This is a genomic window from Mesorhizobium sp. BH1-1-4 (assembly GCF_020165665.1).
In the GTDB taxonomy this organism is placed as follows: domain Bacteria; phylum Pseudomonadota; class Alphaproteobacteria; order Rhizobiales; family Rhizobiaceae; genus Mesorhizobium.
The window spans coordinates 155,074-179,119 of sequence record NZ_JAIUIN010000006.1 but is presented as its reverse complement, the minus strand read 5'-3'; the positions used below and the strand labels follow the sequence as shown (position 1 = coordinate 179,119).

The 24,046-nt window shown below is 64.2% G+C and carries 22 protein-coding genes; 15 read left to right on the top strand and 7 right to left on the bottom strand.

Annotated features, from left to right (window positions below):
* Nucleotides 1-152: 152 nt before the first annotated feature.
* The 4 genes from LB569_RS13670 (at nucleotide 153) to LB569_RS13655 (ending at nucleotide 2,732) form a co-directional block, all read left to right on the top strand.
* Nucleotides 153-815, top strand: coding sequence for a YggS family pyridoxal phosphate-dependent enzyme (locus LB569_RS13670; protein ID WP_224537393.1), 663 nt, complete (start codon nucleotides 153-155; stop codon nucleotides 813-815).
* A gap of 84 nt (nucleotides 816-899) precedes the next feature.
* Complete coding sequence (locus LB569_RS13665; RefSeq protein WP_224692804.1) at nucleotides 900-1,154, top strand: type II toxin-antitoxin system Phd/YefM family antitoxin; 255 nt, start codon at nucleotides 900-902, stop codon at nucleotides 1,152-1,154.
* Complete coding sequence (locus LB569_RS13660; RefSeq protein ID WP_224692803.1) at nucleotides 1,154-1,555, top strand: type II toxin-antitoxin system VapC family toxin; 402 nt, start codon at nucleotides 1,154-1,156, stop codon at nucleotides 1,553-1,555. The genes LB569_RS13665 and LB569_RS13660 overlap by 1 nt, the downstream gene beginning before the upstream one ends.
* A 127-nt stretch (nucleotides 1,556-1,682) precedes the next feature.
* Nucleotides 1,683-2,732, top strand: a complete 1,050-nt coding sequence (locus LB569_RS13655; RefSeq protein ID WP_224692802.1) for an aldo/keto reductase — start codon at nucleotides 1,683-1,685, stop codon at nucleotides 2,730-2,732.
* A gap of 60 nt (nucleotides 2,733-2,792) precedes the next feature.
* On the opposite strand, the gene LB569_RS13650 is transcribed toward LB569_RS13655, so the two are convergent.
* Nucleotides 2,793-3,698, bottom strand: a complete 906-nt coding sequence (locus LB569_RS13650) for a LysR family transcriptional regulator (protein WP_224692801.1) — start codon at nucleotides 3,696-3,698, stop codon at nucleotides 2,793-2,795.
* A 138-nt stretch (nucleotides 3,699-3,836) separates the two neighbouring features.
* Between LB569_RS13650 and LB569_RS13645 the strand changes: the two genes are divergently transcribed.
* The 3 genes from LB569_RS13645 (at nucleotide 3,837) to LB569_RS13635 (ending at nucleotide 6,681) form a co-directional block, all read left to right on the top strand.
* Nucleotides 3,837-5,018, top strand: a complete 1,182-nt coding sequence (locus LB569_RS13645; RefSeq protein WP_224692800.1) for an MFS transporter — start codon at nucleotides 3,837-3,839, stop codon at nucleotides 5,016-5,018.
* A 42-nt stretch (nucleotides 5,019-5,060) separates the two neighbouring features.
* Nucleotides 5,061-6,095: an aldo/keto reductase gene (locus tag LB569_RS13640; protein WP_140702590.1), complete on the top strand. Its 1,035-nt coding sequence runs from the start codon at nucleotides 5,061-5,063 to the stop codon at nucleotides 6,093-6,095.
* Nucleotides 6,096-6,168: 73 nt separating this feature from the next.
* Complete coding sequence (locus LB569_RS13635; RefSeq protein ID WP_224692799.1) at nucleotides 6,169-6,681, top strand: SUKH-3 domain-containing protein; 513 nt, start codon at nucleotides 6,169-6,171, stop codon at nucleotides 6,679-6,681.
* Nucleotides 6,682-6,701: 20 nt separating this feature from the next.
* On the opposite strand, the gene LB569_RS13630 is transcribed toward LB569_RS13635, so the two are convergent.
* Nucleotides 6,702-6,974 (bottom strand): usg protein, encoded by a 273-nt coding sequence (locus LB569_RS13630; protein WP_023784217.1) that lies wholly within the window; start codon nucleotides 6,972-6,974, stop codon nucleotides 6,702-6,704.
* A gap of 305 nt (nucleotides 6,975-7,279) precedes the next feature.
* On the opposite strand from LB569_RS13630, the gene acs reads away from it, so the two are divergent.
* From acs to LB569_RS13615, 3 genes are all read left to right on the top strand, one after another.
* Complete coding sequence (gene acs / locus LB569_RS13625) at nucleotides 7,280-9,235, top strand: acetate--CoA ligase (RefSeq protein WP_224692798.1); 1,956 nt, start codon at nucleotides 7,280-7,282, stop codon at nucleotides 9,233-9,235.
* Nucleotides 9,235-9,984: an MOSC domain-containing protein gene (locus LB569_RS13620; protein WP_140702596.1), complete on the top strand. Its 750-nt coding sequence runs from the start codon at nucleotides 9,235-9,237 to the stop codon at nucleotides 9,982-9,984. The genes acs and LB569_RS13620 overlap by 1 nt, the downstream gene beginning before the upstream one ends.
* 105 nt (nucleotides 9,985-10,089) lie before the next feature.
* On the top strand, nucleotides 10,090-10,908 hold the full coding sequence (locus LB569_RS13615) for a sugar phosphate isomerase/epimerase family protein (RefSeq protein WP_140702598.1): 819 nt from the start codon (nucleotides 10,090-10,092) through the stop codon (nucleotides 10,906-10,908).
* Nucleotides 10,909-10,925: 17 nt separating this feature from the next.
* On the opposite strand, the gene LB569_RS13610 is transcribed toward LB569_RS13615, so the two are convergent.
* From LB569_RS13610 to LB569_RS13600, 3 genes are all read right to left on the bottom strand, one after another.
* On the bottom strand, nucleotides 10,926-12,188 hold the full coding sequence (locus tag LB569_RS13610; RefSeq protein ID WP_140702600.1) for an SAM-dependent methyltransferase: 1,263 nt from the start codon (nucleotides 12,186-12,188) through the stop codon (nucleotides 10,926-10,928).
* Nucleotides 12,189-12,600: 412 nt separating this feature from the next.
* Nucleotides 12,601-14,079, bottom strand: coding sequence for a TadE/TadG family type IV pilus assembly protein (locus LB569_RS13605; protein WP_224692797.1), 1,479 nt, complete (start codon nucleotides 14,077-14,079; stop codon nucleotides 12,601-12,603).
* 366 nt (nucleotides 14,080-14,445) lie between these two features.
* Nucleotides 14,446-15,315, bottom strand: a complete 870-nt coding sequence (locus tag LB569_RS13600) for a transglutaminase-like domain-containing protein (protein ID WP_224692796.1) — start codon at nucleotides 15,313-15,315, stop codon at nucleotides 14,446-14,448.
* A 169-nt stretch (nucleotides 15,316-15,484) separates the two neighbouring features.
* Here LB569_RS13600 and LB569_RS13595 point away from each other — a divergent pair, with 169 nt between their 5' ends.
* A complete protein-coding gene (locus LB569_RS13595; protein WP_224692795.1) occupies nucleotides 15,485-16,150 on the top strand; it encodes an HAD-IA family hydrolase in 666 nt (221 codons plus the stop codon).
* A 53-nt stretch (nucleotides 16,151-16,203) separates the two neighbouring features.
* Here the strand turns inward: LB569_RS13595 and LB569_RS13590 are convergent, their stop codons facing one another.
* Nucleotides 16,204-16,425, bottom strand: coding sequence for a DUF1674 domain-containing protein (locus LB569_RS13590; protein WP_140702608.1), 222 nt, complete (start codon nucleotides 16,423-16,425; stop codon nucleotides 16,204-16,206).
* Between the two features lie 105 nt (nucleotides 16,426-16,530).
* On the opposite strand from LB569_RS13590, the gene htpX reads away from it, so the two are divergent.
* The 4 genes from htpX (at nucleotide 16,531) to purH (ending at nucleotide 22,540) form a co-directional block, all read left to right on the top strand.
* Nucleotides 16,531-17,568, top strand: a complete 1,038-nt coding sequence (gene htpX, locus LB569_RS13585) for a zinc metalloprotease HtpX (protein WP_224692794.1) — start codon at nucleotides 16,531-16,533, stop codon at nucleotides 17,566-17,568.
* A complete protein-coding gene (locus LB569_RS13580) occupies nucleotides 17,559-18,947 on the top strand; it encodes an RsmB/NOP family class I SAM-dependent RNA methyltransferase (protein ID WP_224692793.1) in 1,389 nt (462 codons plus the stop codon). Before htpX ends, LB569_RS13580 begins: the two co-directional genes overlap by 10 nt.
* 147 nt (nucleotides 18,948-19,094) lie before the next feature.
* Nucleotides 19,095-20,819: a heparinase II/III family protein gene (locus tag LB569_RS13575; RefSeq protein WP_224537362.1), complete on the top strand. Its 1,725-nt coding sequence runs from the start codon at nucleotides 19,095-19,097 to the stop codon at nucleotides 20,817-20,819.
* Between the two features lie 104 nt (nucleotides 20,820-20,923).
* Nucleotides 20,924-22,540 carry a bifunctional phosphoribosylaminoimidazolecarboxamide formyltransferase/IMP cyclohydrolase gene (purH, locus tag LB569_RS13570; protein ID WP_224692792.1) on the top strand — a complete coding sequence of 539 codons (1,617 nt, stop codon included), beginning with the start codon at nucleotides 20,924-20,926 and terminating at the stop codon, nucleotides 22,538-22,540.
* A gap of 44 nt (nucleotides 22,541-22,584) precedes the next feature.
* Here purH and LB569_RS13565 read toward each other — a convergent pair whose 3' ends face one another.
* Nucleotides 22,585-23,961 (bottom strand): MFS transporter, encoded by a 1,377-nt coding sequence (locus LB569_RS13565; protein ID WP_224692791.1) that lies wholly within the window; start codon nucleotides 23,959-23,961, stop codon nucleotides 22,585-22,587.
* Nucleotides 23,962-24,046: the final 85 nt, after the last annotated feature.

The following is a 24,046-nucleotide window of genomic DNA, read 5'->3' as shown; positions in this document are numbered from 1 at the left end:
CGTTTTTCACTTAAAAGCATGCGCGAACCGCTGGCGACTGGCTCGGCGGTTCAGGGAATGTGGTCCGGGTGTTCACCATGGTTTGGCAAACCCGTCAACCATATGGGCATCGCGGCGGCCAAAAACGCCGGTCAAAACAGCGGGATTTGCATATGGGTGACGCCGTTCAGCAGTTTTTCGCGGTCAAGGCGAAGATCGCCGCCGCCGAGCGGGAGGCAGGCCGTGAAGCCGGCGCGGTGACGCTGGTGGCGGTCTCCAAGACCTTCGACGCCGTCGATATCCAACCGGTCATCGAGGCCGGCCAGCGTGTCTTCGGCGAGAACCGCGTCCAGGAAGCGCAGGGCAAATGGCCTGGCCTGAAGGCAACTTTCCCCGATATCGAACTGCACCTGATCGGCCCGCTGCAGTCGAACAAGGCGAAGGAGGCGGTGGCGCTGTTCGACGTCATCGAAACGGTCGACCGCGACAAGATCGCCGCCGAACTCGCCAAGGAAATCGTCCGCCAAGGCCAGGCGCCAAAGCTCTATGTCCAGGTCAACACCGGCTCCGAACCGCAAAAGGCCGGCATCGAGCCCCGCGACGCCGTCGCCTTCGTCAAGCGATGCCGGGACGTCCACGGCCTCGCCATCGAAGGCCTGATGTGCATCCCGCCGGCCGACGAGAACCCCGGCCCGCACTTCGCCCTGCTGGAGAAGCTCGGCAGGGAAGCCGGCGTCGCCAAATTGTCGATGGGCATGTCGGGCGACTACGAGACGGCTATCGCCTTCGGCGCCACCAGCGTGCGAGTGGGCTCGGCGATCTTCGGCAGCCGGTGACCATTTCCCCGTATCTTCCGCTGGAGTTGATTGATAATCCAAGACTATCGCGCTATAGCTAGCCAAGCTAGCTAAGAGCTGCGAATGAACTGGCATCTTCAGGACGCAAAGAACAATTTTTCGAAGGTGGTTCAACAGGCGAGGACCGAAGGCCCTCAGACCGTGACGCTTCGTGGCGAACGGGCCGTGGTCGTGCTGTCCGTGGAGGACTACGACCGCCTGGCCGGGAAGAAGAAATCGCTCGGCGAATATCTGCTGATCGGTCCCGGCTGGGACGATGAGTTCGACAAGGAAATTACCCGTCGCCCGGACACCATGGTCCGGGATGTCGACCTCTGATGTACCTGTTCGACACGAACGTGGTTTCGGATGTGCAGAGGCGCCTGCCGAAGCCGACCGCCTGGGTGGCTTCGGTTGATCCGGCATCAATCAGCCTTAGCGTAATTACTCTTGGCGAGATCGAGCGGGGAATCGTCAAGCAGCGCAAGGTCGACCCTGTTCGGGCAGCGCGGCTCGACATCTGGCTGCGAGAATTGCGAAGAGACAATGCGGACCGAATTCTTTCAGTCACGGAAGAGGTTGCCTTGGCATGGGGCCGCATCACGGCAGGTCGGACTCAAGGCAGCGCGGACATGCTCATCGCGGCGACCGCTCTCGTCCATGACCTTGTCATGGTCACCCGCAATGTCGCCGACTTCGAAGACATGGGCGTCACCGTGCTTAACCCTTGGGAGGCCTGACCTTGCGCGAGTCGACACACTTTTCTTAGGCCAATCGGCCGGCGCACTTACGCCAGAGCTTGAAACGAAACGGGCCGTTCCTATTTCCGTGGTGTCGTTCATTCCTTTTTCTCCTGGAGCCTTCACCATGCGTTACAATCAGCTTGGAAATACGGGGCTATTCGTCTCCGAACTTTGCCTCGGCACCATGACCTTCGGCGCCGCCGGTCAGAACGCCCAATGGGGCCTGATCGCCAGCCTCGACCAGAAGGGCGTCAACGAGATCGTCGGCCGCTCGATCGCCGCCGGCGTCAACTTCTTCGACACGGCCGACGTCTATTCGTTCGGCGAGTCCGAACGCCTGCTCGGCCAGTCGCTCAGGGATCTCGGCGTTGCCAGGTCTGATGTGGTCATCGCCACCAAGGTCCATGGCGCCATGGGCGAAGGCGCTAACCAGCGCGGCTCCTCGCGCGGCCACATCATGGATTCGGTCGATGCCAGCCTCGAACGGCTGCAGCTCGACCACATCGATCTCTATCAGTTGCACGGCGCCGACGCGGTGACGCCGATCGACGAGACGCTGCGGGCGCTCAATGATCTCGTCTCCAGCGGCAAGGTCCGCTATGTCGGTGTGTCCAACTGGCAGGCCTGGCGTATCGCCAAGGCGCTCGGCATCGCCGACCGCAAGGGCTTTGCCCGCTTCGAAACCATCCAGTCCTACTATTCGATCGCCGGCCGCGACCTCGAGCGCGAGATCGTGCCGCTGATCAACGAGGAGAAGCTCGGCCTGATGGTGTGGTCGCCGATGGCCGGCGGGCTGCTCTCCGGCAAGTACGGACCCGGCGCGCCTGGCAATGGCGAGGGCCGCCGCGCATCCTTCAACTTCCCGCCGGTCAACGAGAACCGCGCCTGGGCGGCGGTCGCCGTCATGCGCGAGGTCGCCAGGAAGCATGATGTCAGCGTCGCCACCGTGGCGCTGGGCTATGTCCTGGCCAAGCCCTTCGTCATGAGCGTCATCATCGGCGCCAGCCGCATGGAGCAGCTCGAACAGAACCTCGCCGCCACCAGCCTCAAGCTCGATGCCGACGACCTCGCCAGACTGGACGAAGTCAGCGCTCTGCCGGCCGAATATCCCGGCTGGATGGTCGAACGCCAGGCCGCGGGCCGTCGTCCGGCGCCCTTCGTGCCGAAGGCGTAACCGCCGCGACGGCAAGCCCATCTTTCGAAGCCGCGTGCCCAATGGACGCGCGGCTTTCGACTACAGGCGAACGGTCTCGGCGAGAAAATCGAGAAAGGCGCGCACCCGCGCGGGCAGATGCTTGCCCTGGCCGACATAGACGGCATGCGTCGGCTCTTCGTCGCCGGGGTTGAAGTCCTCCAGCAGCGGCACCAGCCGGCCGGCGGCAATGTCGGGCTCGACATGCCAGCGCGCCAGCCGCGCAATGCCCGCGCCCGAAAGCGCGGACAGCCGCATCGCCTCGCCGTCACTCATCGTGGCATTGCCGTTGATCGGGACCATGACCGGCGCCCCGCCCACGTCGATGAACGGCCAGCCGTCGATATAGCGCGCAAAGCCGAAGGCGACCATGTTGTGGCGGGCGAGATCGCCAGGCACCGACGGCGTACCGCGTGCGTCGAGATAGGCGGGCGCGGCGACCACCACCATCCGGCTCTGGCCGAGCTTGCGCGCCACCAGCCGTGATTCGCGCAGCAGCCCGGCGCGGATCGCGACGTCGGCGCGCTCTTCCATCAGATCGATGACGCTGTCGGTCAGCACGGCCTCGACGAAAATCTCCGGATACCGTTCCAGGAAACGTGGCAGCAGCGGCATCAGCCGATGCTGGCCGAACGGCACATAGGCGTTGACCCTCAGACGCCCGCGCGGCGCCGCACCCGCCGCCGCTTCGCGCTCGGCGGCATCGAGGTCGGCCAGGATACGTATGCCGTTGTCGTAGAACGCCGTCCCTTCCGGCGTCAGTAGCAGCTTGCGCGTCGAGCGGCTGACCAGCCGCGCCCCGAGCCGCATTTCCAGCCGCGCGACCAGCTTGCTGACCGCCGACGGCGTCATGCGCAACCGGCGCGCGGCGGCCGAGAAGCTACCCGCCTCGACGACGCGCGCGAAGACTTCGATCTCGCCGGAGCGGTTGATGTCGGGTCTCGCCATCTGTGAATCTATTTCACAAGAAATATGCCTTGGGCAAGTCTGGTTCACAGGCTGACGGATCACGATCTTCCGGGCCAGGGCGCCGGACTGGACAGGCGCCCGGTTGCCGCAACCGCCGCCGACGAAGGGAAAACCGTCATGCCTCTCGCTCTTTACGCCCTCGCCGCCGGCGCTTTCGGCATCGGCGTTACCGAATTCGTCATCATGGGTCTGCTCATCGATGTCAGCAAGGATTTCGGCGTCTCGATCTCGGCCGCCGGCCAGCTCATTTCAGGCTATGCGCTAGGCGTCGTCATCGGCGCGCCCTTGCTGACCATCGCCACGAGCAATTGGCCGCGCAAGACCGTGCTTCTGGTGCTGATGGCCATCTTCACGCTTGGCAATCTAGCCTGTGCGCTGGCGCCCGATTACTGGACTCTGATGGGCGCCCGCATCATCACCGCTTTTGCCCACGGCACCTTCTTCGGGGTCGGCTCGGTCGTGGCCACAGGCCTGGTCGCGCCCAGCAAGAAGGCCTCGGCGATCGCGCTGATGTTCACCGGCCTGACCATCGCCAACATCCTCGGCGTGCCCTTCGGCACCTGGCTTGGCCAGGCCTTCGGCTGGCGCGCCACCTTCTGGGCGGTGACAATCGTTGGTGTGTTGGCCTTCGCCGTCATCCTGGCCTTGGTCCCGCGCGGCGAGGCGGCGGCCGAAAAGAGCGACTTGCGCGCCGACCTCGCCGTGCTGCGCCGCACGCCCGTCCTGCTTGGCCTCGCCACCACCGTGCTCGGCTATGCCGGCGTCTTCGTCGTCTTCACCTACATCGCCCCGTTGCTGACCGAGATCAGCGGCTTCAAGGAAGCGGCCGTATCGCCGATCCTGCTCGTCTTCGGTGGCGGCCTCATCGCCGGCAACCTCGCCGGCGGCAGGGCCGCCGACCGCCGGTTGGTGCCGGCCGTGCTGGGCAGCCTCGTGCTGCTGGCGCTGGTGCTGGCAACCATGAGCTTCGCCATCCACAGCCAGGTCCTGGCCGTCCTCTATGTCGGCCTGCTCGGCGCGGCCGCCTTCGCCACCGTGGCGCCGCTGCAGATGTGGGTGCTGGAGAAAGCGCAAGGGGCGGGGCAAAGCCTGGCCTCATCCTTCAACATCGCCGCCTTCAATCTCGGCAATGCCGCCGGCGCCTGGCTCGGCGGCGCGGTTATCGCGCATGGCTTCGGGCTGGGTTCGCTGACCTGGGTCGCCGCCTTGCTGCCGGTCGCGGGCCTCGCAGTGGCCGGGCTGGCGCTGCGTCTCGATCGCCGTGCCGCGCTCGGCGCTCCCGTCTGCGTTCAGTCGTAACCCCTCCGGCACATCCGTTTCCAAACATCAAGGAGCAAGAAGATGGACTATCGACCTCTCGGCGCATCGGGCCTGAAAGTCCCGGCGCTTTCATTCGGCGCGGGAACCTTCGGTGGCTCCGGCCCGCTGTTCGGCGCCTGGGGCAACAGCGACGCGCAAGAGGCGCGGCGGCTGATCGACATCTGCCTCGAGGCCGGCGTCAACCTCTTCGATACCGCCGATGTCTATTCGAACGGCGCATCGGAGAAGGTGCTCGGCGAGGCGATCAAGGGCCGGCGCGATGCCGTGCTGATCTCGACCAAGACCGCGCTGCCGATGGGCGACGGACCGGCCGACTACGGCTCGTCGCGTTCGCGGCTGATCAAATCCGTCGATGCCGCGCTCAAGCGCCTCGGCACCGACTATATCGACCTCTTGCAGCTTCACGCCTTCGATGCCGGCACGCCGATCGAGGAAATCCTGTCGACGCTGGACGGCCTGGTGCGCGCCGGCAAGCTGCGTTATGTCGGCGTCTCCAATTTCTCCGGCTGGCAGGTGATGAAGTCGCTCGGCCTGGCGGAGAAGCAGGGCTACCCACGTTATGTCGCGCATCAGGTCTACTATTCGTTGCTCGGCCGCGACTATGAATGGGAGCTGATGCCGCTCGGCCTCGACCAGGGCGTCGGCGCGCTGGTGTGGAGCCCGCTCGGCTGGGGCCGCCTGACCGGCAAGATCCGCCGTGGCCAGCCCCTGCCGGAACAGAGCCGGCTGCACGACACCGCGAGTTTTGGACCACCGGTCGAGGACGAGCATCTGTACCGGGTCATGGATGCACTCGACGCCGTGGCCGGGGAGACCGGCAAGACCGTGCCGCAAATCGCAATCAACTGGCTGCTCAGGCGCCCGACGGTCTCGTCGGTCATCATCGGCGCCCGCAACGAGGAGCAGTTGCGCCAGAACCTTGGCGCCATCGGCTGGACGCTGACGCCGGAACAGGTGAAAAAACTCGACGCCGCAAGCGAGGTCACCGCGCCCTACCCGTATTTCCCCTATCGTCGCCAGGAAGGTTTTGCCCGGTTGAACCCGCCGGCGGTTTGACGGTATGGGCGCCAGCCAAATTTAGCCAGGCAGCATGCGTTGCGAACCGCAGAACTCCTGATCATAATGCAGAATGACAACTCTACCGACCGCTGTTCTGCCTATCTTCACCGCAGCCGGATGGTTTGTCGGGCGCAAGGTGCCCCTAACTCCTGCGGTCCCGACGGGTCATCCGGTGGCTGCCATTCTAAGCGAATTTGGCGGCCTCAACGTCGGCGAACTCGGCCCCGGGATCGAATGTGCTCGGAGCGATATCGTCTTTGGCTGGTTTCCGCACGAAGCCTACGAAGAAATTTCCGAAATTGGCGACCTGCTTGAGACAGACCTTGCTTACCTCGCTGAGGCTCACAATGGCCACCAAAGCCTTTATCTCGATAGAGAGGGCCGGGTCTTTGATGTGTCCCCGGTGGCGCCAGGCATACGCCTTGTGGGACGCAGTTTTGGTGAAGCAATGGAACGGATCCTGCTGGGCAGAAAAGGCTCCCCACTTCTCCTACCGTCACTCGATAAAGTGTACTGGTATGGCGAGGTGCTTCTACGTGGGAATCCTCAAATCCTCGGTATCGAGGATTTGAGGAAGGGGTAGAGCGCCGTCCGATCTGACTATCAATGCAGCACAAATTCTCCATCCACCTTGCGCCACTCGTTCGGCGCGATCAGCTTCTGGTGCGTATAGACCACCGAATGCAGGGGGCCATCCAGCTTGGCCTTCCAGAATTCGATGAACCGGATCAGCACCGGAAACTTCGGAGCGATGTCGTAGTCCTGCCAGACGAAGCTCTGCAGGAGATGCGGATGGTCGGGGAAATGATAAAGAATCTTGGCCGTCGTCAGGCCATAGCCTTTGAGCATCAGGTCCATTTCAAGATGGTCGCGCATTGCGGTCCCCAAGGTTGATTCTCCGTTCCTCCCAGGCACCAATTGTGCGCGTCGTTACTTAACTGTCTATTGATTTTTCTTGATCGCAAAACGAACTTTTCCCGCAAAAACATGCGGTTAGCAGCGAACCACGGCGAGTGCTGACAGTCTCGACAGGCGCCCCTGCGGCATCCCGCCACGCAAATCCAACGTCTAATGTTGCCGTCGCGGCGGAACTGGTAATAATGCCGCCGAATTCGCGGCCGCTTCGCCGCGATCCCGCCAGCGTTTCAAGCCGGCGGATTGGTTCGGGAGGAAGGCAAGAAATGTCCGAGGTTCATGTCCATCGCGTCCAGCCGGCGTGGAAGAAGAACGCCCTGATCGACAATGACACCTACCTCAAATGGTATGCCGACAGCGTGAAGAACCCGGACAAGTTCTGGGGCAAGCACGGCAAGCGCATCGACTGGTTCAAGCCCTTCTCCAAGGTCAAGAACACCTCCTTCGAAGGCAAGGTCTCGATCAAGTGGTTCGAGGATGGCCAGACCAATGTCTCGTACAATTGCATCGACCGCCATTTGAAGAAGCGCGGCGACCAGACCGCCATCATCTGGGAAGGCGACAATCCCTACGACGACAAGAAGATCACCTACACCGAGCTTCACGAGCATGTCTGCCGGCTCGCCAATGTGATGAAGAAGCACGGCGTCAAGAAAGGCGACCGCGTCACCATATACATGCCGATGATCCCGGAGGCGGCCTACGCGATGCTGGCCTGCACGCGCATCGGCGCCATCCATTCGGTCGTCTTCGGCGGCTTTTCGCCCGATGCGCTGGCTGGCCGCATCGTCGACTGCGAATCGACCTTCGTCATCACTTCGGACGAAGGCCTGCGCGGCGGCAAGCCCATCCCGCTGAAGGAGAACACCGACAAGGCGATCGACATCGCCGCCAAGCACCACGTCATGGTCAAGAACGTCTTGGTCGTGCGCCGCACCGGCGGCAAGATCGGCTGGGCGCCGGGGCGCGACCTCTGGTATCACGACGAAGTCGCGACGGTGAAGGCCGAGTGCAAGCCCGAGAAGATGAAAGCGGAGGATCCGCTGTTCATCCTCTACACGTCGGGCTCGACCGGCAAGCCGAAAGGGGTGCTGCACACCACGGCCGGCTATCTCGTCTATGTGTCGATGACGCACCAATATGTCTTCGACTACCATGACGGCGACATCTACTGGTGCACCGCCGATGTCGGCTGGGTGACCGGCCACAGCTACATCGTCTACGGGCCGCTCGCCAACGGCGCCACCACGCTGATGTTCGAAGGCGTGCCGAACTACCCCTCGCAGTCGCGCTTCTGGGAAGTCATCGACAAGCACAAGGTCAACATCTTCTACACCGCGCCGACGGCGCTGCGCGCGCTGATGGGCGCCGGCAACGACCCGGTGAAGAAGACGTCGCGCAAATCGCTGCGCGTACTGGGCTCGGTCGGCGAGCCGATCAACCCGGAAGCCTGGGAGTGGTATTTCAACGTCGTCGGCGAAGCCAAGGTGCCGATCGTCGACACATGGTGGCAGACCGAGACCGGCGGCATCCTGATCACGCCGCTGCCCGGCGCCACCGACCTCAAGGCGGGCTCGGCGACGCGGCCCTTCTTCGGCGTCAAGCCGCAGCTGGTCGACGGCGAGGGCAAGGTGCTCGAAGGAGCGGCCGACGGCAATCTCTGCATCACCGATTCCTGGCCAGGCCAGATGCGCACCGTCTATGGCGATCACGACCGTTTCGTGCAGACCTATTTTTCCACCTACAAGGGCAAGTACTTCACCGGTGACGGCTGCCGCCGCGACGCCGATGGCTATTACTGGATCACCGGCCGCGTCGACGACGTCATCAACGTCTCGGGCCACCGCATGGGCACGGCCGAGGTCGAATCGGCGCTGGTCAGCCACGACAAGGTTTCCGAGGCCGCCGTCGTCGGCTATCCCCACGACATCAAGGGCCAGGGCATCTACAGCTACGTCACCTTGATGAAGGGCGTCGAAGCGACCGAGGATCTGCGCAAGGAACTCGTCGCCCATGTCCGCAAGGAGATCGGCGCCATCGCCACGCCCGACAAGATCCAGTTCGCGCCGGGCCTGCCCAAGACGCGTTCGGGCAAGATCATGCGCCGCATCCTTCGCAAGATCGCCGAGGACGATTTTTCCGCGCTTGGCGACACATCGACGCTCGCCGATCCGGCAGTCGTCGATGATCTCGTCGCCAACCGGCAGAACAAGAAGGGCTGATGGCTGGCGAGGCTGCACTGGGTACCGTCACGGAGCTTTGGCGCTACCCGGCGAGTTCGCTCGCCGGTGAGCGCCGTGGCGCCATCTCGGTTGGACAGGCGGGCATCGACGGCGACCGCCTGTTCGGCCTCGTCGATACCTCGGACAATGAAATCGCCCGGCCAGATCGTGACGCCAAGTGGCACAAGGTGCCGCGCATCCGCACCCGGCTGAACAATGACCGCGAATTGCAGATCGCGGTTCCCGACGGCGACTGGCTGGCCGCGCCCGGCGCTGAATGCGACCGCGTGGTGTCGGCCTATCTTGGCTTTGCCGCCTCTATCAGGCCGTTCGGCCAGGAGAATGCACCGCCCGCCTACAGCGGCCCGCTGACGCAGGCGCGCTACGGCAAGGCGCCGATCCATCTCCTGACCACGGCCTCGCTGGCGCGGCTGAAGGCGCTGCATCCGGAAGGGGCCGCCGATCCGCGCCGCTTCCGCCCCAACATCGTCGTCGACATGACGGCGGTCGAGGGTTCGTTTCCCGAAACGGAATGGATCGGCAAGAAACTCGCGATCGGCGATCTGCTCTTGACCATCTCCGAGCCGTGCCGTCGCTGCGGCTTCACCATCATTTCGCAAGATGGTTTCGACCACGATCCCGGCATCCTGCGCAACCTGGTCCGACACAACGCCCACAATCTCGGCGTCTACTGCACCGTCGACCGGCCCGGCCATGTCGAGATCGGCGCGCCGATGCGGTTCGTCTAGGGAAGACCTTCGCATCATCTGTAATACGAATGACAGAAAACCGGGCCATACACCTCCGGCGCGGCCCGACTTGTCGCTCTCATTTTCGAATCCATCGGAGTGCCTATGACTTCCCTGCCCATTCTTGGCGCCGCCATGACGCTGGACGACGTCGAAACCCATCGCGACTGGCTGTTCGAAAAGCCGCGCGACCTCGAATTGCAGGACTTTGCCGAGGCCCGTGTTCTCAACGGCGACTGGGCACCGCTCGCCGCCCGCGCCAGAAAGCTTCTCGACGGCCATGGGGGCCGGCTCGGCATTCATGGGCCTTTCTGGGGCTTCACCATCGCCTCGCAGGACCCCGACATTCGCGACGTCGTCAGCAGACGTCTGCTGCAAGGTCTCGATGTCTGCGCCGCCATCGGCGCCAGCCACATGGTCGTCCACAGCCCCTACACGACCTGGTCCTACAACAACCTCGACAACAATCCCGGCGAGCGCGAAAAAATCATCGAATACTCCCGGCTGACGCTGCGCGATGCCGTCAAGCGGGCCGAGGATATCGGCTGCACCATGGTGCTCGAGAACATCGAGGACAAGGACCCGCATATCCGCGTGGTCTTGGCCGACAGCTTCAACTCGCCCGCGGTCGCCGTATCGATCGATACCGGCCACGCCTACTATGCCCATGGCTCCACCGGCGCGCCACCGGTCGACTATTATGTGCACGCCGCCGGCAACCGCCTGCAACATGTCCATCTGCAGGACGCCGACGGTTACGCGGATCGCCACTGGAGCCTCGGCGAAGGCACGATCCAATGGCGCTCGGTCTTTGCCGCGCTGGCGAAACTCGAAAGCAATCCGCGTCTCATCATCGAGATCAGGGACAAGTCCAGGATACCGGCGTCGGCGGCTTATCTCGCCTCGCTCGGTATCGCCGAATAAGGCCCCGGCGCACCGCGCTACCGGTACAGATCCGCCCGCGTCGGCGGCAGGCCACTTGGGCCCCGCGCGCGCTTGGTGACGACGGTCTGGAAAATCTGCGCCGAGGCGCGTTCGAAGGCGATCGAACAGCCGGTCAGGTAGAGCACCCAGAGCCGCGCCCGGGGCTCGCCCACCTCCGCGATCGCCTCGTCGAACCGCGCCCGCAGTCGCTCGGCCCACAGCCTGCAGGTGCGGGCATAGTGTTCGCGCAGGTTCTCGACGTCATGGACGAGAAAACCGTGTGCCTCCAGATTGCCCAGCGTCATGCCGATCGTGTCGACCTCGCCGCCGGGAAAGATGTATTTGATCAGCGCCTTGTACTCCCCGCCCTTGCGCAGCGTCTTCCTGGCGCTGCCCTTGCCGCGCCTTGTGATGGCATGGTGCAGGTAGATGCCGCCGGGCTTGAGCAGGCGATGGACGGTGGAGAAATAGGTGGCGTGGTTGGCGATGCCGACCGCCTCGAACATGCCGATCGAGGAGATCTTGTCGTAGCCGCCGTCGAGCTCGGTGTAGGACTTGATGTCGATGGTGATCCTGTCTTCCAGCCCTTCGGCGCGGATGCGCTCGCGTGCCAGCCTGGTCTGCTCCTCGGACAACGAGACGCCATGGCCGATGGCGCCATAATGCTTGGCCGCATGGATCAGCATGGCGCCCCAGCCGCAGCCGATGTCGAGCAGCCTGTCGCCCGGCTTCAGCCTGAGCTTGCGGCAGATATGGTCGAGCTTGTCCTTCTGCGCCTGGTCGATGCCGTTGGCGAAATCGGTGAAATAGGCGCAGGTATAGACCATGCGCTCATCGAGGAAGAGCCGGTAGAACGCGTTCGAGATGTCATAGTGATGCTCGATCGCCTTCTTGTTCGAACCGCTGACGAAGGGATTTTGCCCGGCAAGATCGGCCCGCTTCGTCATCTCTCTTCGCGAGAACAGCACGGCGGGCAGGTCGCGCAGGATGGCAAGCTTCGGCAGGGATTTGAGCCGGAGCTTGCCCTTCGACGGCAGCGCGTAGAGGTCGAAAATCGACCCGCCCTCGATATCGATCGTCTTGGCGATCCACATTTCCACCAGCGTCGAGAAATTCGGCCTGCGCGCCAGCTGCCAGACGATGTCCTGGTCGTTGATCGCAAGCACCGGCCCGCCTGGCGGACCGATGCGCTCGCCGGTCCACAGCCTGACGGCGAACCCTGGCTTCAGCGCCTCGACGACGCTCCGAACGATGCGTGCTGCCTTGTCGGCTGCATCCATGCCCCTCTCCTCTGGGCCTGGTGCCGACGGCCCGATGTGATTGTGGCCGCTCGGCCGTTCGGGTGCAACCCGCGGGCGCGGCGCGGCTATGAAGTGTCTCAATTGGGACACATCGGCGCGCCCTGAACATACCTCGCGTGACAGCGTCGCATCGCGGCACTTGCCAAATCAGCCGAAACACCCCACCTTGGGATCGTGTTCAACGAACTGAAAGGAGGTGATCCGATGTCGAGTGATTTCGTTTTCCAGAACGTGGCCTCAGCGGATTGCACTTTCGGGAAGCAGTCTTCCCGTTAAGGCGCGAGATGCGCGGCGGGTGATGTAAACGTCACCGCCATTGAGCCGCGCCATGGACGGAAACACGGAAGGCCGCCGGCTTCGAAAGAAGCGGCGGCCTTTTCCTTTTCGCGGACTACTGGGTCAGTACGACCTTTTCGGTATTGCGGATGATTTCCTGAAACGCATTGTCCAATTCTGCTCCGGTGGACACTTCGAAATAATGTCTCTCGGCGGCGGAGGCGTCTTTCGACGAACAACCCTTCAGCACTGCCTTTGCCTGGTCCCGCTCGGTTGCCGACATGTCCTTGTCGTTCAGGTCGAAGCCGATGGTGAAAATCTCGATGCCGTCGTTTTTCATGTTGCCGCACAGCGTTTCGGCGTTGCCACGCGCAAGGCTCCCCTGGCCGTTGTAGCGCCCGGCGGCGCCCGCGAAGGCGGTGTTGAACTGGCCGTCGGTCATCAGGATTGCAACCTTGGCAATCTTCCTCGGATCGGCGTTCGAAGCGCCGTTGCCAAGACCGGCATTCTTGATCGCGGCGCGCCATTGCGGCGACAGCATATAATAGGTCCACTGAATGGCGATCGCGCCGGCCGTATAACCACCGGCCTGGAAGTCGCCGATCGAATCAAGCAGTGCCTTTGAATCCGCCGTCAGCGGGATCACTTCCGCATCAGGACACTTGTTCATACCCTCGCCGGCGAGATGGTCATCCCGGTTGACCAGCGCATAATATTTCTTGCCGGTCGTGTCCGTGCGAACCGTGTCCGGGCCGTCGGCGCTCAAATCCGCATCGCCGTTCTTGGTTTTCCGCTCCGTAGCGCAATTATCCGTGCGTGGCATGGCGGCACCGACAATGGAGAGGTACTCGCTGAAGGACGGCAGCAGATTTTTGCCCGTCTTGGCAACGAGAAGCGGACTGCCGGCGACGGGTGGCAGTTCAGAACTCCCTTGCTTTTCGGCATAGACGTTTTCGGCCAGCTTTCCGGCGTTCACGCCCGATGCGTAAGGCACGATAGCGACACGGACGCGAGGGTTCTTCGGATCCTGGTTCTCCAGCATCGTGCGGACGGCGTTCTCGGCAGCTGTTCTCAGATCGCCGATCTTGTTGACGTTGCCCCGCTTTGCCATCGATCCTGTTATGTCGAGCATCATCGCCACCTCAATCTGCTTGTCCGAATAAAGCGATGTCGTCGAGGCGGTGACGCGCTTCATGTTCCCCATGTCGAAAATCGGGAAAAACAGGGCGAGGTCGACATGGACATCCGCCTGCACCGTCTTGGCGGTCCTGTTGACGACCAGCCTGTCCAGCGTCACCTGACCGGTGTGTAGAATGCCGGCCGCGTTGTTGGCCTCGAGAAAGGCCTGCACGGATTTGTTGGCGTCGGCTTCCTTGATGGCACCGGTTGTCAGGTCGCGTGCCGTCGATGTCACTGCCGCGTCGACCACGCCCTGCAAGCTCGACTTGGCATTGTAGAGCTGCGTGACGTTGACAGAGAAGCCCGCGACCAGCGCCAAGACCGAGGCAGCGAAGCCGAACAGGACCGCGAAATTTCCACGGCGATCCCTGGCGAATGCGCCGACCGCGTGAACAAGACCCCCGTAATTCCGCATCCAACAGCCTCCGCTTGCCTCGGCCTCGTCGCCGCATTGAAGGCAATGCAGGATTCCGGCCGGGCCATGCGGAGATCCGTCCTAAGACAGGAGGTCGACAGCAAATCGTTGTTTTTGTTGGATTTTCACCTGGCGAGAAGGTGAACGACTGGTAAACGCCGCGCTGTACCGACGCCCACGTTTACCGGATGCTTACCATGCCCAGCCGAAGAGCTCGTACGGTATCAGGCGACGTCTTGTTGCGGCACAGCATCGCTGTGCCGAAGCGGGCCAACTGTCCCAGGCTTGCCAGGCATGTCGAGGCGCGAACCAACTGGATGTGGCGAGATTCAGGTCAGACAATTGCAGGCCCGGGTCTCATTTTGGCTAGGCCAGCATCTGTGCGCTGGCCGTCCTGTCGACGCCGTGATGAGGCGGATTGAACAGCCTGCCTTCCTGCTCGTAGGTCCATACCTTGAACAAGGTAAGCCGGTGGGGGCCAAAACTGTGCAGCAAGGGAACGTCGGTGGCATCGCGGCCACGCGCGACGACGACGCGACCAATTCTGGGCCGGTTGTGGCGCGGATCGAACGTGTACCACTTGCCGTCGAGGAACACTTCCATCCAGGCCGAGAAATCCATCGGTGCCGGATCGGCCGGCACGCCGATATCGCCGAGATAGCCGTTCACGTAGCGCGCCGGAATGTTCATGCAACGACAAAGCGTGATCGCCAGATGGGCGAAGTCGCGGCACACGCCGACACGTTCCTCGTGCGCCTGCGCGGCGGTGCGGGTCGAACGCGCATAGCCGTAGCCGAAGGACAGGCGGTTGTGGACATAGTCGACAATCGCCTGTACCCGCGCCCAGCCGGACGGAAGATGGCCGAAAAGCTGCCAGGCGAGATTGCTCAGGTGATCTGTCTCGCAATAGCGGCTGCCGAGGAGATAGCCGAGCACATCGTCGGGCAATTCGGCGACCGGCATTTCCCGGGCCAGCGTATTGACCTCGTCCGTCTCGCCACTGTCCTCGATCACCGCGTCGTAGAGGATGCGAAAGCCCCCGGCGGGCGCCGTGAAACGGCGGCAGGCATTGCCATGCAGGTCGTGGTAGAGCCGGGTCGGCACCGAAGGCGACGTCAGCACGCGCGTCTGCCGCTTGATGTCGGCCTGCCTGTCGTTGTGGATTTCGAGCAACGAAATCACCGGAGTGGCCTCGGCGCATTCGATGGCGATCTCGTAGCCGAGGCGGATAAGCATGAGCGTCGTCCCTCTTCGCATGACGGGAATGGTCCGGTTTCAAACGCCGCAAGGTGATCGTGGTTCCCTGGACGCTGCCAAAATGCGCGCTCGCGGGTTTCCATATCCGCGCCTTCACGTTACGGTCGCGCCCTCCCTCGCCACCCTCCCCCCGACTTCAAGGAAAATCATGTTTGCTGGCAGAAAATTCGCCGCCTTCCTCTTCGACATGGACGGCACGCTGATCAATTCCATCGCCTCGGCGGAGCGGGTGTGGAGCGATTGGGCGCGGCGCCATGGCCTCGACGTCGCGGCCTTCCTGCCGACCATTCACGGCGTGCGGGCGATCGAGACCATCACCGCGCTGGCGCTCCCGGGCGTCGATCCGACACACGAAGCAGACCTGCTGCTGAAGGCGGAAGCGGCCGATCTGGACGGCATCGTTCAGATCGCCGGTGCCGTTTCCTTTCTGAACGCGCTGCCGCCCGAGCGCTGGGCGATCGTGACCTCGGCGCCGCGCTCGTTGGCCCTTGCCCGCATGAAGGTTGCCGGCATCCCCGTGCCTGGCGTCCTGATCGCGGCCGAGGATGTGTCGCGCGGCAAGCCGGCGCCCGATTGCTTCCAGCTTGGCGCCAGCCGGCTCGGCTTCGACGCGCGCGACTGCCTGGTGTTCGAGGATGCCCCGGCCGGCATAGCGGCGGCCGAGGCGGCGGGAGCTTCGGTCATGGTGATCAACGCCACGCACCAGCATGTGCTGCAGACACCGCATGCCGCGATATCGGCCTATGACACGGTCGGCATCACCGTCGACGAGCAAGGCTGGCTGACACTCGAACCGCAACGCGACGCCGCCTAGTCTTGCGCGCGGTATGGGAAGATTCGGGGCAGCCGACCTGACCCGAATCGCCTCTAGAAGTCGCTGGTCAGGCCTTTGACCTCCCAGTCACCGTAGCGGCCGGGCTCCTTGCCGCCACGGCCGCCGATCTCCTTGGGCAGTTGGGCTTCCCGCGCGCGATAGTCGGTGCGCCGTGCCTCGGCTTCCGCCAGTGCGCGGCGGGCGGCGGGCGTCAGCTCTTTTGGCGGAGCGTCGCCATCCGTGCCGGCCGGCGTTTTACTGGTCTCGTCGTTCATGCGATATTTCCAGTGGATTGAAACGGGAACGGGCGTTTCCCATCATATAGCCATGACCTCACGAGGATCGACCCTTTTTCACCACCATCCCGACAGGAGCAGACGATGAACACCATTCGCACCGCCATGCTTCTCGCCGCCATGACGGCGCTGTTCATGGGCGTCGGCTTCCTGATCGGCGGTTCGGGCGGCATGATGATCGCGCTGGTGGTCGCCGCCGGCACCAATCTGTTCAGCTACTGGAACGCGGACAAGATGGTGCTGTCGATGAACCGCGCCGTCGAGGTCGACGAGAAAAACGCACCGGAATACTACGCCATCGTCCAGGCACTGGCCAAGCAGGCCGGGCTGCCGATGCCGAAAACCTATCTGATCGACAATCCGCAGCCGAACGCCTTCGCCACCGGCCGCAATCCACAGAACGCGGCGGTTGCCGCTTCCACCGGCCTGCTGCAGCGGCTGACCCATGAAGAGGTCGCCGCGGTGATGGCGCATGAACTTGCCCACGTCCAGCACCGCGACACGCTGACCATGACCATCGTCGCCACCTTTGCCGGCGCCATCTCGATGCTCGGCAATTTCGCCTTTTTCCTCGGCGGCAACCGCGACAACAACAACCCGTTCGGCTTCGTCGGCGTGCTGGCGGCGATGATCGTGGCGCCCTTTGCCGCCATGATCGTGCAGATGGCGGTCAGCCGCACCCGCGAATACGAGGCCGACCGGCGCGGCGCTGAAATCTGTGGACACCCGCTGTGGCTGGCCTCCGCGCTTGACAAGATCGCCCGCGGAGCCGAACGCATTCCCAACCCCGACGCCGAGCGCAACCCCGCTATGGCGCATCTCTTCATCATCAACCCCCTGCATGGCGAGCGCATGGACAGTCTGTTCTCCACCCATCCGAGCACCGACAACCGCATTGCCGCCTTGCAGGCAATGGCGCGCGAGATGGGCGATGGTGCATCGCAGGCCCCGCGGCGCCAGGCGCCGACGCCGCCGCGGGTTGACGAGCCGCAAGCGGCCGGACCATGGGGCAAGTCGGCCGAACCGGAACAAGCCGAACCGGAACAACAGGCTGAACCGGCCAGACCGAAATCCAATCCGTGGGGTCGCAACCCGACCGGGCCCAAGGGCCGATGGTCGTGAGCGTGACGGGTCGGGCACCTCGACGCACAGGCGAGCAGGAACAGGGTGACGGCGGCGAATTCGTTGCCGGCCTCGCCGCGCGCAAAGCGGCGGCGCGCCTGCTAGCCGCCGTCATCGATGCCAGGACGCCGCTTGACGGCCTGACCGACCACGAGAACGGCCACCCGCAATACAAGGCGCTCGATTTGCGCGACCGTGGCCTGGTGCGGGCCATTCTGGTCACCGCGCTGCGCTTCCGCATGACCATATCGGGGCTGCTGGCGCGGCGGCTGGAGAAGCCGCTGCCGCCCAACGCCACCGCGCTGTCGCACATACTGCATGTGGCGGCCGCGCAGATCCTGTTCCTCGACATTCCCGACAGCGCCGCCGTCGACCTCGCGGTGACGCACGCCAAGTCCGACCCGCGCACGCAGCGCTTTTCGGGCTTGGTCAACGGCGTGCTGCGCACGCTCGCGCGCGCCAAGGAAACGGAGTTGCCGGCGGCACTTGACGCCACCGACGAGGCGCCGAGATGGTTTTCCGACCGGCTGAAGGCCACCTATGGCCAGGACAAGGCCCGTCTCATTCTGGCAGCCCACCGCCATGAGGCACCCGTCGATTTCTCGGTCAAGGCCGATCCCGAACTCTGGGCCGAAAAGCTCGGCGGCATTGTCCTGCCCACGGGAACGGTCCGGGTGGAGAAGCTTGCCGCGGCCGTCACCGAATTGCCGGGTTTCACCGAAGGCGCATGGTGGGTTCAGGACGCCGCCGCCAGCCTCCCCGCCCGGCTGTTTGGCGATGTCAGCGGATTGCGCGTCGCCGATCTCTGCGCCGCGCCCGGCGGCAAGACCGCCCAGTTGATCCTGGCCGGCGCCAAGGTCACCGCCGTCGACACTTCGAAGAACCGGCTGGCTCGGCTGGCGCAGAATCTCGACCGCCTCGGCCTGTCGGCCGAAATCGTCCAGGCCGACCTGCTCAAGTTTGAGCCGAAGGGGCTGTTCGATGCCGTGCTGCTGGATGCGCCATGCTCGTCGACCGGCACGGTGCGCCGGCATCCCGACGTGCCATGGACCAAGACGGCGGCGGACGTCGAAAAGCTCGCCGACCTGCAACGCAGGCTGCTCGCCCGCGCCGTCACGCTGGTCAGGCCCGGCGGCCGGATCGTCTTTTCCAATTGTTCGCTCGACCCGCTCGAAGGTGAGGATCTCCACGGCGCTTTCCTCAGAGCGACGCCTGAGATCGCCGACGATCCGCTGCATCAGGGCGAGATCGCCGGCATCGATTCGTTCCTGACGCCGCAAGGCACGCTGCGCACCACGCCCGCCGATCTCGACCTCGGCGCGCCGGAGCGCTCCGGTCTGGACGGCTTCTTCGCCGCACGCATGCGTCGCGCCGGCTAAGGGCCTAAGAGCAGGGATTTGCTGACTTTTTTGGGGAGAGTATGGCCCGACGCCAGGCCAGACGGCATCGTTTGAAGGAATTCGCCTTCGCACGAGTCGCGCAATCATGTAGACTCGATGCCGGGGTTAGGACGATCAGGAGGGGTCTTGGCACTGGCTGCCAGCAGCACGACGCGTCTGTGGACGCTGGTCGCGAAGGAGTTCTGGCGCAAAACACGCCGGCGCCTGCGCGCCGGGCCGGTGTATCGCTGGCGCTATTCCGGCCGCACGCCCGAACGCGTCCTGATCGCGCCGCCGGACCTGCGCCTGGCCGACCCGCAGATCGCACTCGAGATCTATTACGGCCGTTATCCTCTGTCTGGCCATCTGGTCGAGACCGGCGGCAAATCCCCTTTTCAGATCAATGTCCCCAATCACGGTTGGCAAAAGACGCTGCATGGCTTCCGCTGGCTGCGCCATATGCGTGCCGCCGGCACGGAGCTTGCCGCCGCCAATGCGCGTGCGCTGGTGTCCGACTGGATCACCATGCATGGCAACAACATCGCCGGCGTCGCCTGGGAGCCCGGCACGACGGCCAAGCGCATCATCGCCTGGCTGCAGCATTCTTCCGTCGTGCTGCAGGGCGCTGAATTTCCCTTCTACCGCGCCTTCCTGAAATCGCTGGCGGTGCAGATCCGCTATCTCAGGTCGATGGCGCGCGAAATGCCCGACGGCAAGGACCGGCTGCGCGCCCGCATCGCGCTGGCGTTCGCCGCACTGTCCCTGCCGGCGCCGGCCTCGGCGCTGCGCGGCGCCACCCGCAACCTCGCCGACGAACTCAATCGCCAGATCCTTGCCGACGGCGGCCATATCTCGCGCAACCCAATGGCGGTGCTGGAAATCCTCGCCGACCTGCTGCCGCTGCGCCAGACCTATGCCAACCAGGCCGAAGCGCCGCCACAGGCGCTGATCGGCGCCATCGACCGCATGCTGCCGGCGCTGCGCTTCTTCCGCCACCAGGATGGCAGCCTCGCCCGCTTCAACGGCATGGGCGCCACCATCCATGACCGCATCGCCACCATCCTGCGCCATGACGACACGGCCGGCTCGCCGCTGCTGCATGCACCGCATTCGGGCTACGAGCGGCTGGCGATGGGCGGCACCACCGTCATCGCCGATACCGGCCTGCCGCCGCCGGTCGACGTGTCCAACGCGGCGCATGCCGGCTGCCTCGCCTTCGAACTGTCGTCGGGCCGCCAGCATTACATCGTCAACGCCGGCATCGACACATACGGCGCCGCCGAGTTCCGGCCGCTGGCCCGTGCCACCGCAGCGCACTCGACAGCCACCATCAACGACACGTCCTCGGCGCGTTTCACCCATGCGCTGCGGGTCAACGACCAGCTCGGGTCACCGTTGATAGGCGGGCCGCAGCAGGTGCAATGCAAGCGCATCGACCAGAAGGGCGTCCACGGTTTCATCGCCCGTCATGACGGCTATCTCCAGCGTTTCGGTTTCCTGCATGAGCGCGAGCTGAAACTCTCCTCGGACGGCAATGTGCTGGCGGGCCGGGACCGGTTCCAGCGGCCTGGCAACGCAGCGATCCGCAACAATGGCCGCGATTTCGTCACCGTGCGCTTTCACGTCCACCCCGACATCAATCTGCTGCAGGACGAACAGGAGCGGCTGGTGCTGACCGCCGACCAGGCCGACACCTGGGTGTTCACCTCTGGCGAAGTGGTGCCCGAAGTCGAGGAATCGATCTACTTCGCCGGCCTTGGCGGCCCGCGCCGCAGCCGGCAGATCGTGCTTGCCTTCAAGGCGTCCGACATTGCCGAGGTCCACTGGCAACTGACGCGGACAAAGATCGCCGGTTATCCCCAAAACAACTGAGCTTGCGGCGGCAATCGGGTGTGCGAAGCAGCGAACGCTTGATTTCCGGGCCTCATGTGCTACGGCGCGGGCCTGCTCCTCCAGACTTGAAAGGCTGCCAGCCCATGGCCGTTCCAGCCAAGAACATTCCAGCCCCCGATCTCGTTCCGGTCCGCCGCGCGCTGCTCTCCGTCTTCGACAAGACCGGCCTGATCGACTTTGCCCGGGCGTTGGCCGCAGCCGGCGTCGAACTGGTCTCCACCGGCGGCACGGCAAAGGCGATCGCCGAAGCCGGCATGGCGGTGCGCGACGTCTCGGAACTCACCGACTTCCCCGAGATCATGGACGGCCGCGTCAAGACGCTGCATCCGTCCGTGCATGGCGCACTGCTTGGCGTGCGCGACGACCCCGAGCACGCATTGGCGATGCGCAAATACGGCATCGAGCCGATCGATCTCGTCGTCTCCAATCTTTATCCGTTCGAGGAAGTCCGCCGGTCCGGCGCCGATTACGCGTCGATCGTCGAGAACATCGACATTGGCGGCCCGGCGATGATCCGCGCCTCGGCCAAGAACCACGCCTATGTCGCCATCGTCACCGATCCCGGCGACTACGCCGCCGTGCTCAACGCGCTGGAGATGAACATCGGCTCGCTGTCGCTGGATTTCCGCAAAAAACTCGCGGCCAAGGCCTTCGCCCGCACCGCGACCTATGACGCGGCAATCTCGGGGTGGTTCGCCGAGGTGCTGGAAATCGAGCATCCGACCTGGCGCGCCTTCGGCGGCCGGCTGGCCGAGGTGATGCGCTACGGCGAAAACCCCCACCAGGCCGCCGGCTTCTACGTCAATGGCGACAAACGCCCAGGTGTCGCCACGGCGCGACAGCTGCAGGGCAAGCAGCTATCCTACAACAACATCAACGACACCGACGCCGCCTTCGAACTGGCCGGCGAATTCGATCCGGCGCGCTCGGCGGCCGTCGCCATCATCAAGCACGCCAACCCGTGTGGCGTGGCCGAAGGCACGTCGCTGAAGGCGGCCTACGCCAAGGCGCTCGCCTGCGACCCGGTCTCGGCTTTCGGCGGCATTGTCGCTGTCAACCGCATTCTCGACGCCGAGGCGGCGCAGGAAATCGTCAAGACCTTCACCGAGGTGATCATCGCGCCCGACGCGACCGACGAAGGCGCGGCAATCATAGCCGCCAAGAAGAATTTGCGCCTGCTGGTCACCGGCGGCCTGCCGGATCCGCGCGCGCCCGGCACCACGGTCAAGTCCGTTTCCGGCGGCCTCCTGGTCCAGGGCCGCGACAATGCCGTGGTCGACGACCTCGACCTGAGGGTGGTGACGAAGCGGGCACCGACCCCGGCCGAGATGGCGGACCTGAAATTCGCCTTCCGCGTCGCCAAGCACGTCAAGTCGAACGCCATCGTCTATGCCAAGGACGGCGCCACCGTCGGCATCGGCGCCGGCCAGATGAGCCGGGTCGATTCCTCGCGCATCGCCGCCCGCAAGGCGCTCGACGCCGCTGAAGCCGCCGGCCATCCGGAGCCGCTGACCAAGGGGTCGGTGGTCGCCTCCGACGCCTTCTTCCCCTTCGCCGACGGGCTGATATCGGCCATCGAGGCCGGCGCCACCGCCGTCATCCAACCGGGCGGCTCGATGCGCGACGACGACGTCATCGCCGCCGCCGACGAACACGGCATTGCCATGGTGTTCACCGGGACAAGGCATTTCCGGCATTGAGCACCCTCTTCCTTCTCCCCTTGTGGGAGAAGGAAGAGGCGCTGCTACTCACCCGGCCGATCCGCCGGGTATGGCGTCCTGACCAGGATCGCCATGCCAATCGCCAGGAACAAAATAATCGCTGCCATGCCGAGCCGCGCCGAGCCGCTGGTCGCGGTGATCGTCGCGACCATGAACGGCGCCAGGAAACTGGTCGCCCGTCCGGCCAGCGCATAAATGCCGAAATAGCGGCCGGATTCCGCCGCGGTGACGCTGCGCGCCATGTAGGAACGCGACGAGGCCTGCACCGGGCCGAAAGCCAGGCCGATCAGCAGGCCGTACATGATGTAGGCCTTTTCGGCCGCCGTTCCGAACAACCCACCCGAGTCAGCGGTCGAAAGCTGGATCAGGCCAAGCAGCGTGAAGCCCGGCCCCGTCGAGACGACGCCGATGGTGGCGATGGACAGCATGACCAGCGAAATCATCACCACCACCTTGGAGCCCAGCGCCGTGTCGAGGCGCGCCGCGATCCAGCAGCCGAAGATGGCGACGACATTGAGGATGATGCCGAACATGCCGATCTCGGTGATCGACCAATGGAACATGCCAGCCGCGAAGGTGCCGCCCAGCGCCAGCAGCGCGTTGACGCCATCCTGATAGATCATGCGGGCGACAAGAAAGCGGAAGATGCCGCCGCGCTTGCGCACTTCGGCCAGTGTCGATTTCAGCTCCGACAGGCCCTCGCGCACCGCCGGTCCGATCGGAATGCCCTTGATGGCGTCCGGCGTGAAGAAGAACATCGGCAGGATGAACAGGAAATACCAGCCGGCCGACAAAGGCCCGGTCGCGCGGGCATCCTCGCCCAGATGCGGATCGAGACCGAACAGCGGGGTGATGCCGATGATGGTCTTGCCGGTTTCAGGCGAACCGGCGAGACAAGTGACGACGAAGATCAGCGCGATCATGCCGCCGAGGTAGCCGAGACCCCAGGCCATGTTGGAGATGCGGCCGATCTCGCTCTTCGGCACTAGGCGCGGCATCATGGAATCGTTGAAGACAGTGGAAAACTCCGCCGCCACGGATGCCAGCGAGAACAGCGCCACGATGAGGAACAGGTTGGAACCGGGCGCGGCGAACCAGAGCAAGGTGAGACTGGTGATCTTGATCGCCGCGAAGAAGGCGATCCACGGCTTGCGCGGTCCGGTCTGGTCGGCGATCGAACCGAGGATCGGCGATAGCACCGCGATGACCAGCCCAGCCGCGGCGATGCCATAGCCCCAGACAGCCTGGCCCGTGGTGGGATCGCTCGCCATGCGCGAAACGAAATAGGGGCCGAAGATGAAAGTGGTAACGACCGTGAAGAACGGCTGCGCCGCCCAGTCGAAGAACATCCACCCCCAGATGCCGCGCCCGGATGCCCGCTGCACTGTGTCTACCGCCATGCTGATTCCCCCGGACACTCCCGTATCGGGCGCCATGTCTGCATGTTTCCGAGGCTCGTGCAAATGACAAGCGTCGCGCCGCCAG

Excerpts from the sequence above, each read along its gene's own strand:
- LB569_RS13630 (WP_023784217.1), bottom strand. The coding sequence starts at position 6,974 with ATGCGCGACCATCTTGAAATGGACCTGATGCTCAAAGGCTATGGCCTG.
- LB569_RS13650 (WP_224692801.1), bottom strand. The coding sequence starts at position 3,698 with ATGGCGAGACCCGACATCAACCGCTCCGGCGAGATCGAAGTCTTCGCG.
- LB569_RS13620 (WP_140702596.1), top strand. The coding sequence starts at position 9,235 with ATGGCTGGCGAGGCTGCACTGGGTACCGTCACGGAGCTTTGGCGCTAC.
- LB569_RS13580 (WP_224692793.1), top strand. The coding sequence starts at position 17,559 with ATGGTCGTGAGCGTGACGGGTCGGGCACCTCGACGCACAGGCGAGCAG.
- LB569_RS13640 (WP_140702590.1), top strand. The coding sequence starts at position 5,061 with ATGGACTATCGACCTCTCGGCGCATCGGGCCTGAAAGTCCCGGCGCTT.
- LB569_RS13615 (WP_140702598.1), top strand. The coding sequence starts at position 10,090 with ATGACTTCCCTGCCCATTCTTGGCGCCGCCATGACGCTGGACGACGTC.
- LB569_RS13635 (WP_224692799.1), top strand. The coding sequence starts at position 6,169 with ATGACAACTCTACCGACCGCTGTTCTGCCTATCTTCACCGCAGCCGGA.
- acs (WP_224692798.1), top strand. The coding sequence starts at position 7,280 with ATGTCCGAGGTTCATGTCCATCGCGTCCAGCCGGCGTGGAAGAAGAAC.
- LB569_RS13590 (WP_140702608.1), bottom strand. The coding sequence starts at position 16,425 with ATGAACGACGAGACCAGTAAAACGCCGGCCGGCACGGATGGCGACGCT.
- htpX (WP_224692794.1), top strand. The coding sequence starts at position 16,531 with ATGAACACCATTCGCACCGCCATGCTTCTCGCCGCCATGACGGCGCTG.
- LB569_RS13645 (WP_224692800.1), top strand. The coding sequence starts at position 3,837 with ATGCCTCTCGCTCTTTACGCCCTCGCCGCCGGCGCTTTCGGCATCGGC.
- LB569_RS13595 (WP_224692795.1), top strand. The coding sequence starts at position 15,485 with ATGTTTGCTGGCAGAAAATTCGCCGCCTTCCTCTTCGACATGGACGGC.
- LB569_RS13600 (WP_224692796.1), bottom strand. The coding sequence starts at position 15,315 with ATGCTTATCCGCCTCGGCTACGAGATCGCCATCGAATGCGCCGAGGCC.
- purH (WP_224692792.1), top strand. The coding sequence starts at position 20,924 with ATGGCCGTTCCAGCCAAGAACATTCCAGCCCCCGATCTCGTTCCGGTC.
- LB569_RS13660 (WP_224692803.1), top strand. The coding sequence starts at position 1,154 with ATGTACCTGTTCGACACGAACGTGGTTTCGGATGTGCAGAGGCGCCTG.
- LB569_RS13610 (WP_140702600.1), bottom strand. The coding sequence starts at position 12,188 with ATGGATGCAGCCGACAAGGCAGCACGCATCGTTCGGAGCGTCGTCGAG.
- LB569_RS13665 (WP_224692804.1), top strand. The coding sequence starts at position 900 with ATGAACTGGCATCTTCAGGACGCAAAGAACAATTTTTCGAAGGTGGTT.
- LB569_RS13565 (WP_224692791.1), bottom strand. The coding sequence starts at position 23,961 with ATGGCGGTAGACACAGTGCAGCGGGCATCCGGGCGCGGCATCTGGGGG.
- LB569_RS13670 (WP_224537393.1), top strand. The coding sequence starts at position 153 with ATGGGTGACGCCGTTCAGCAGTTTTTCGCGGTCAAGGCGAAGATCGCC.
- LB569_RS13655 (WP_224692802.1), top strand. The coding sequence starts at position 1,683 with ATGCGTTACAATCAGCTTGGAAATACGGGGCTATTCGTCTCCGAACTT.
- LB569_RS13605 (WP_224692797.1), bottom strand. The coding sequence starts at position 14,079 with ATGCGGAATTACGGGGGTCTTGTTCACGCGGTCGGCGCATTCGCCAGG.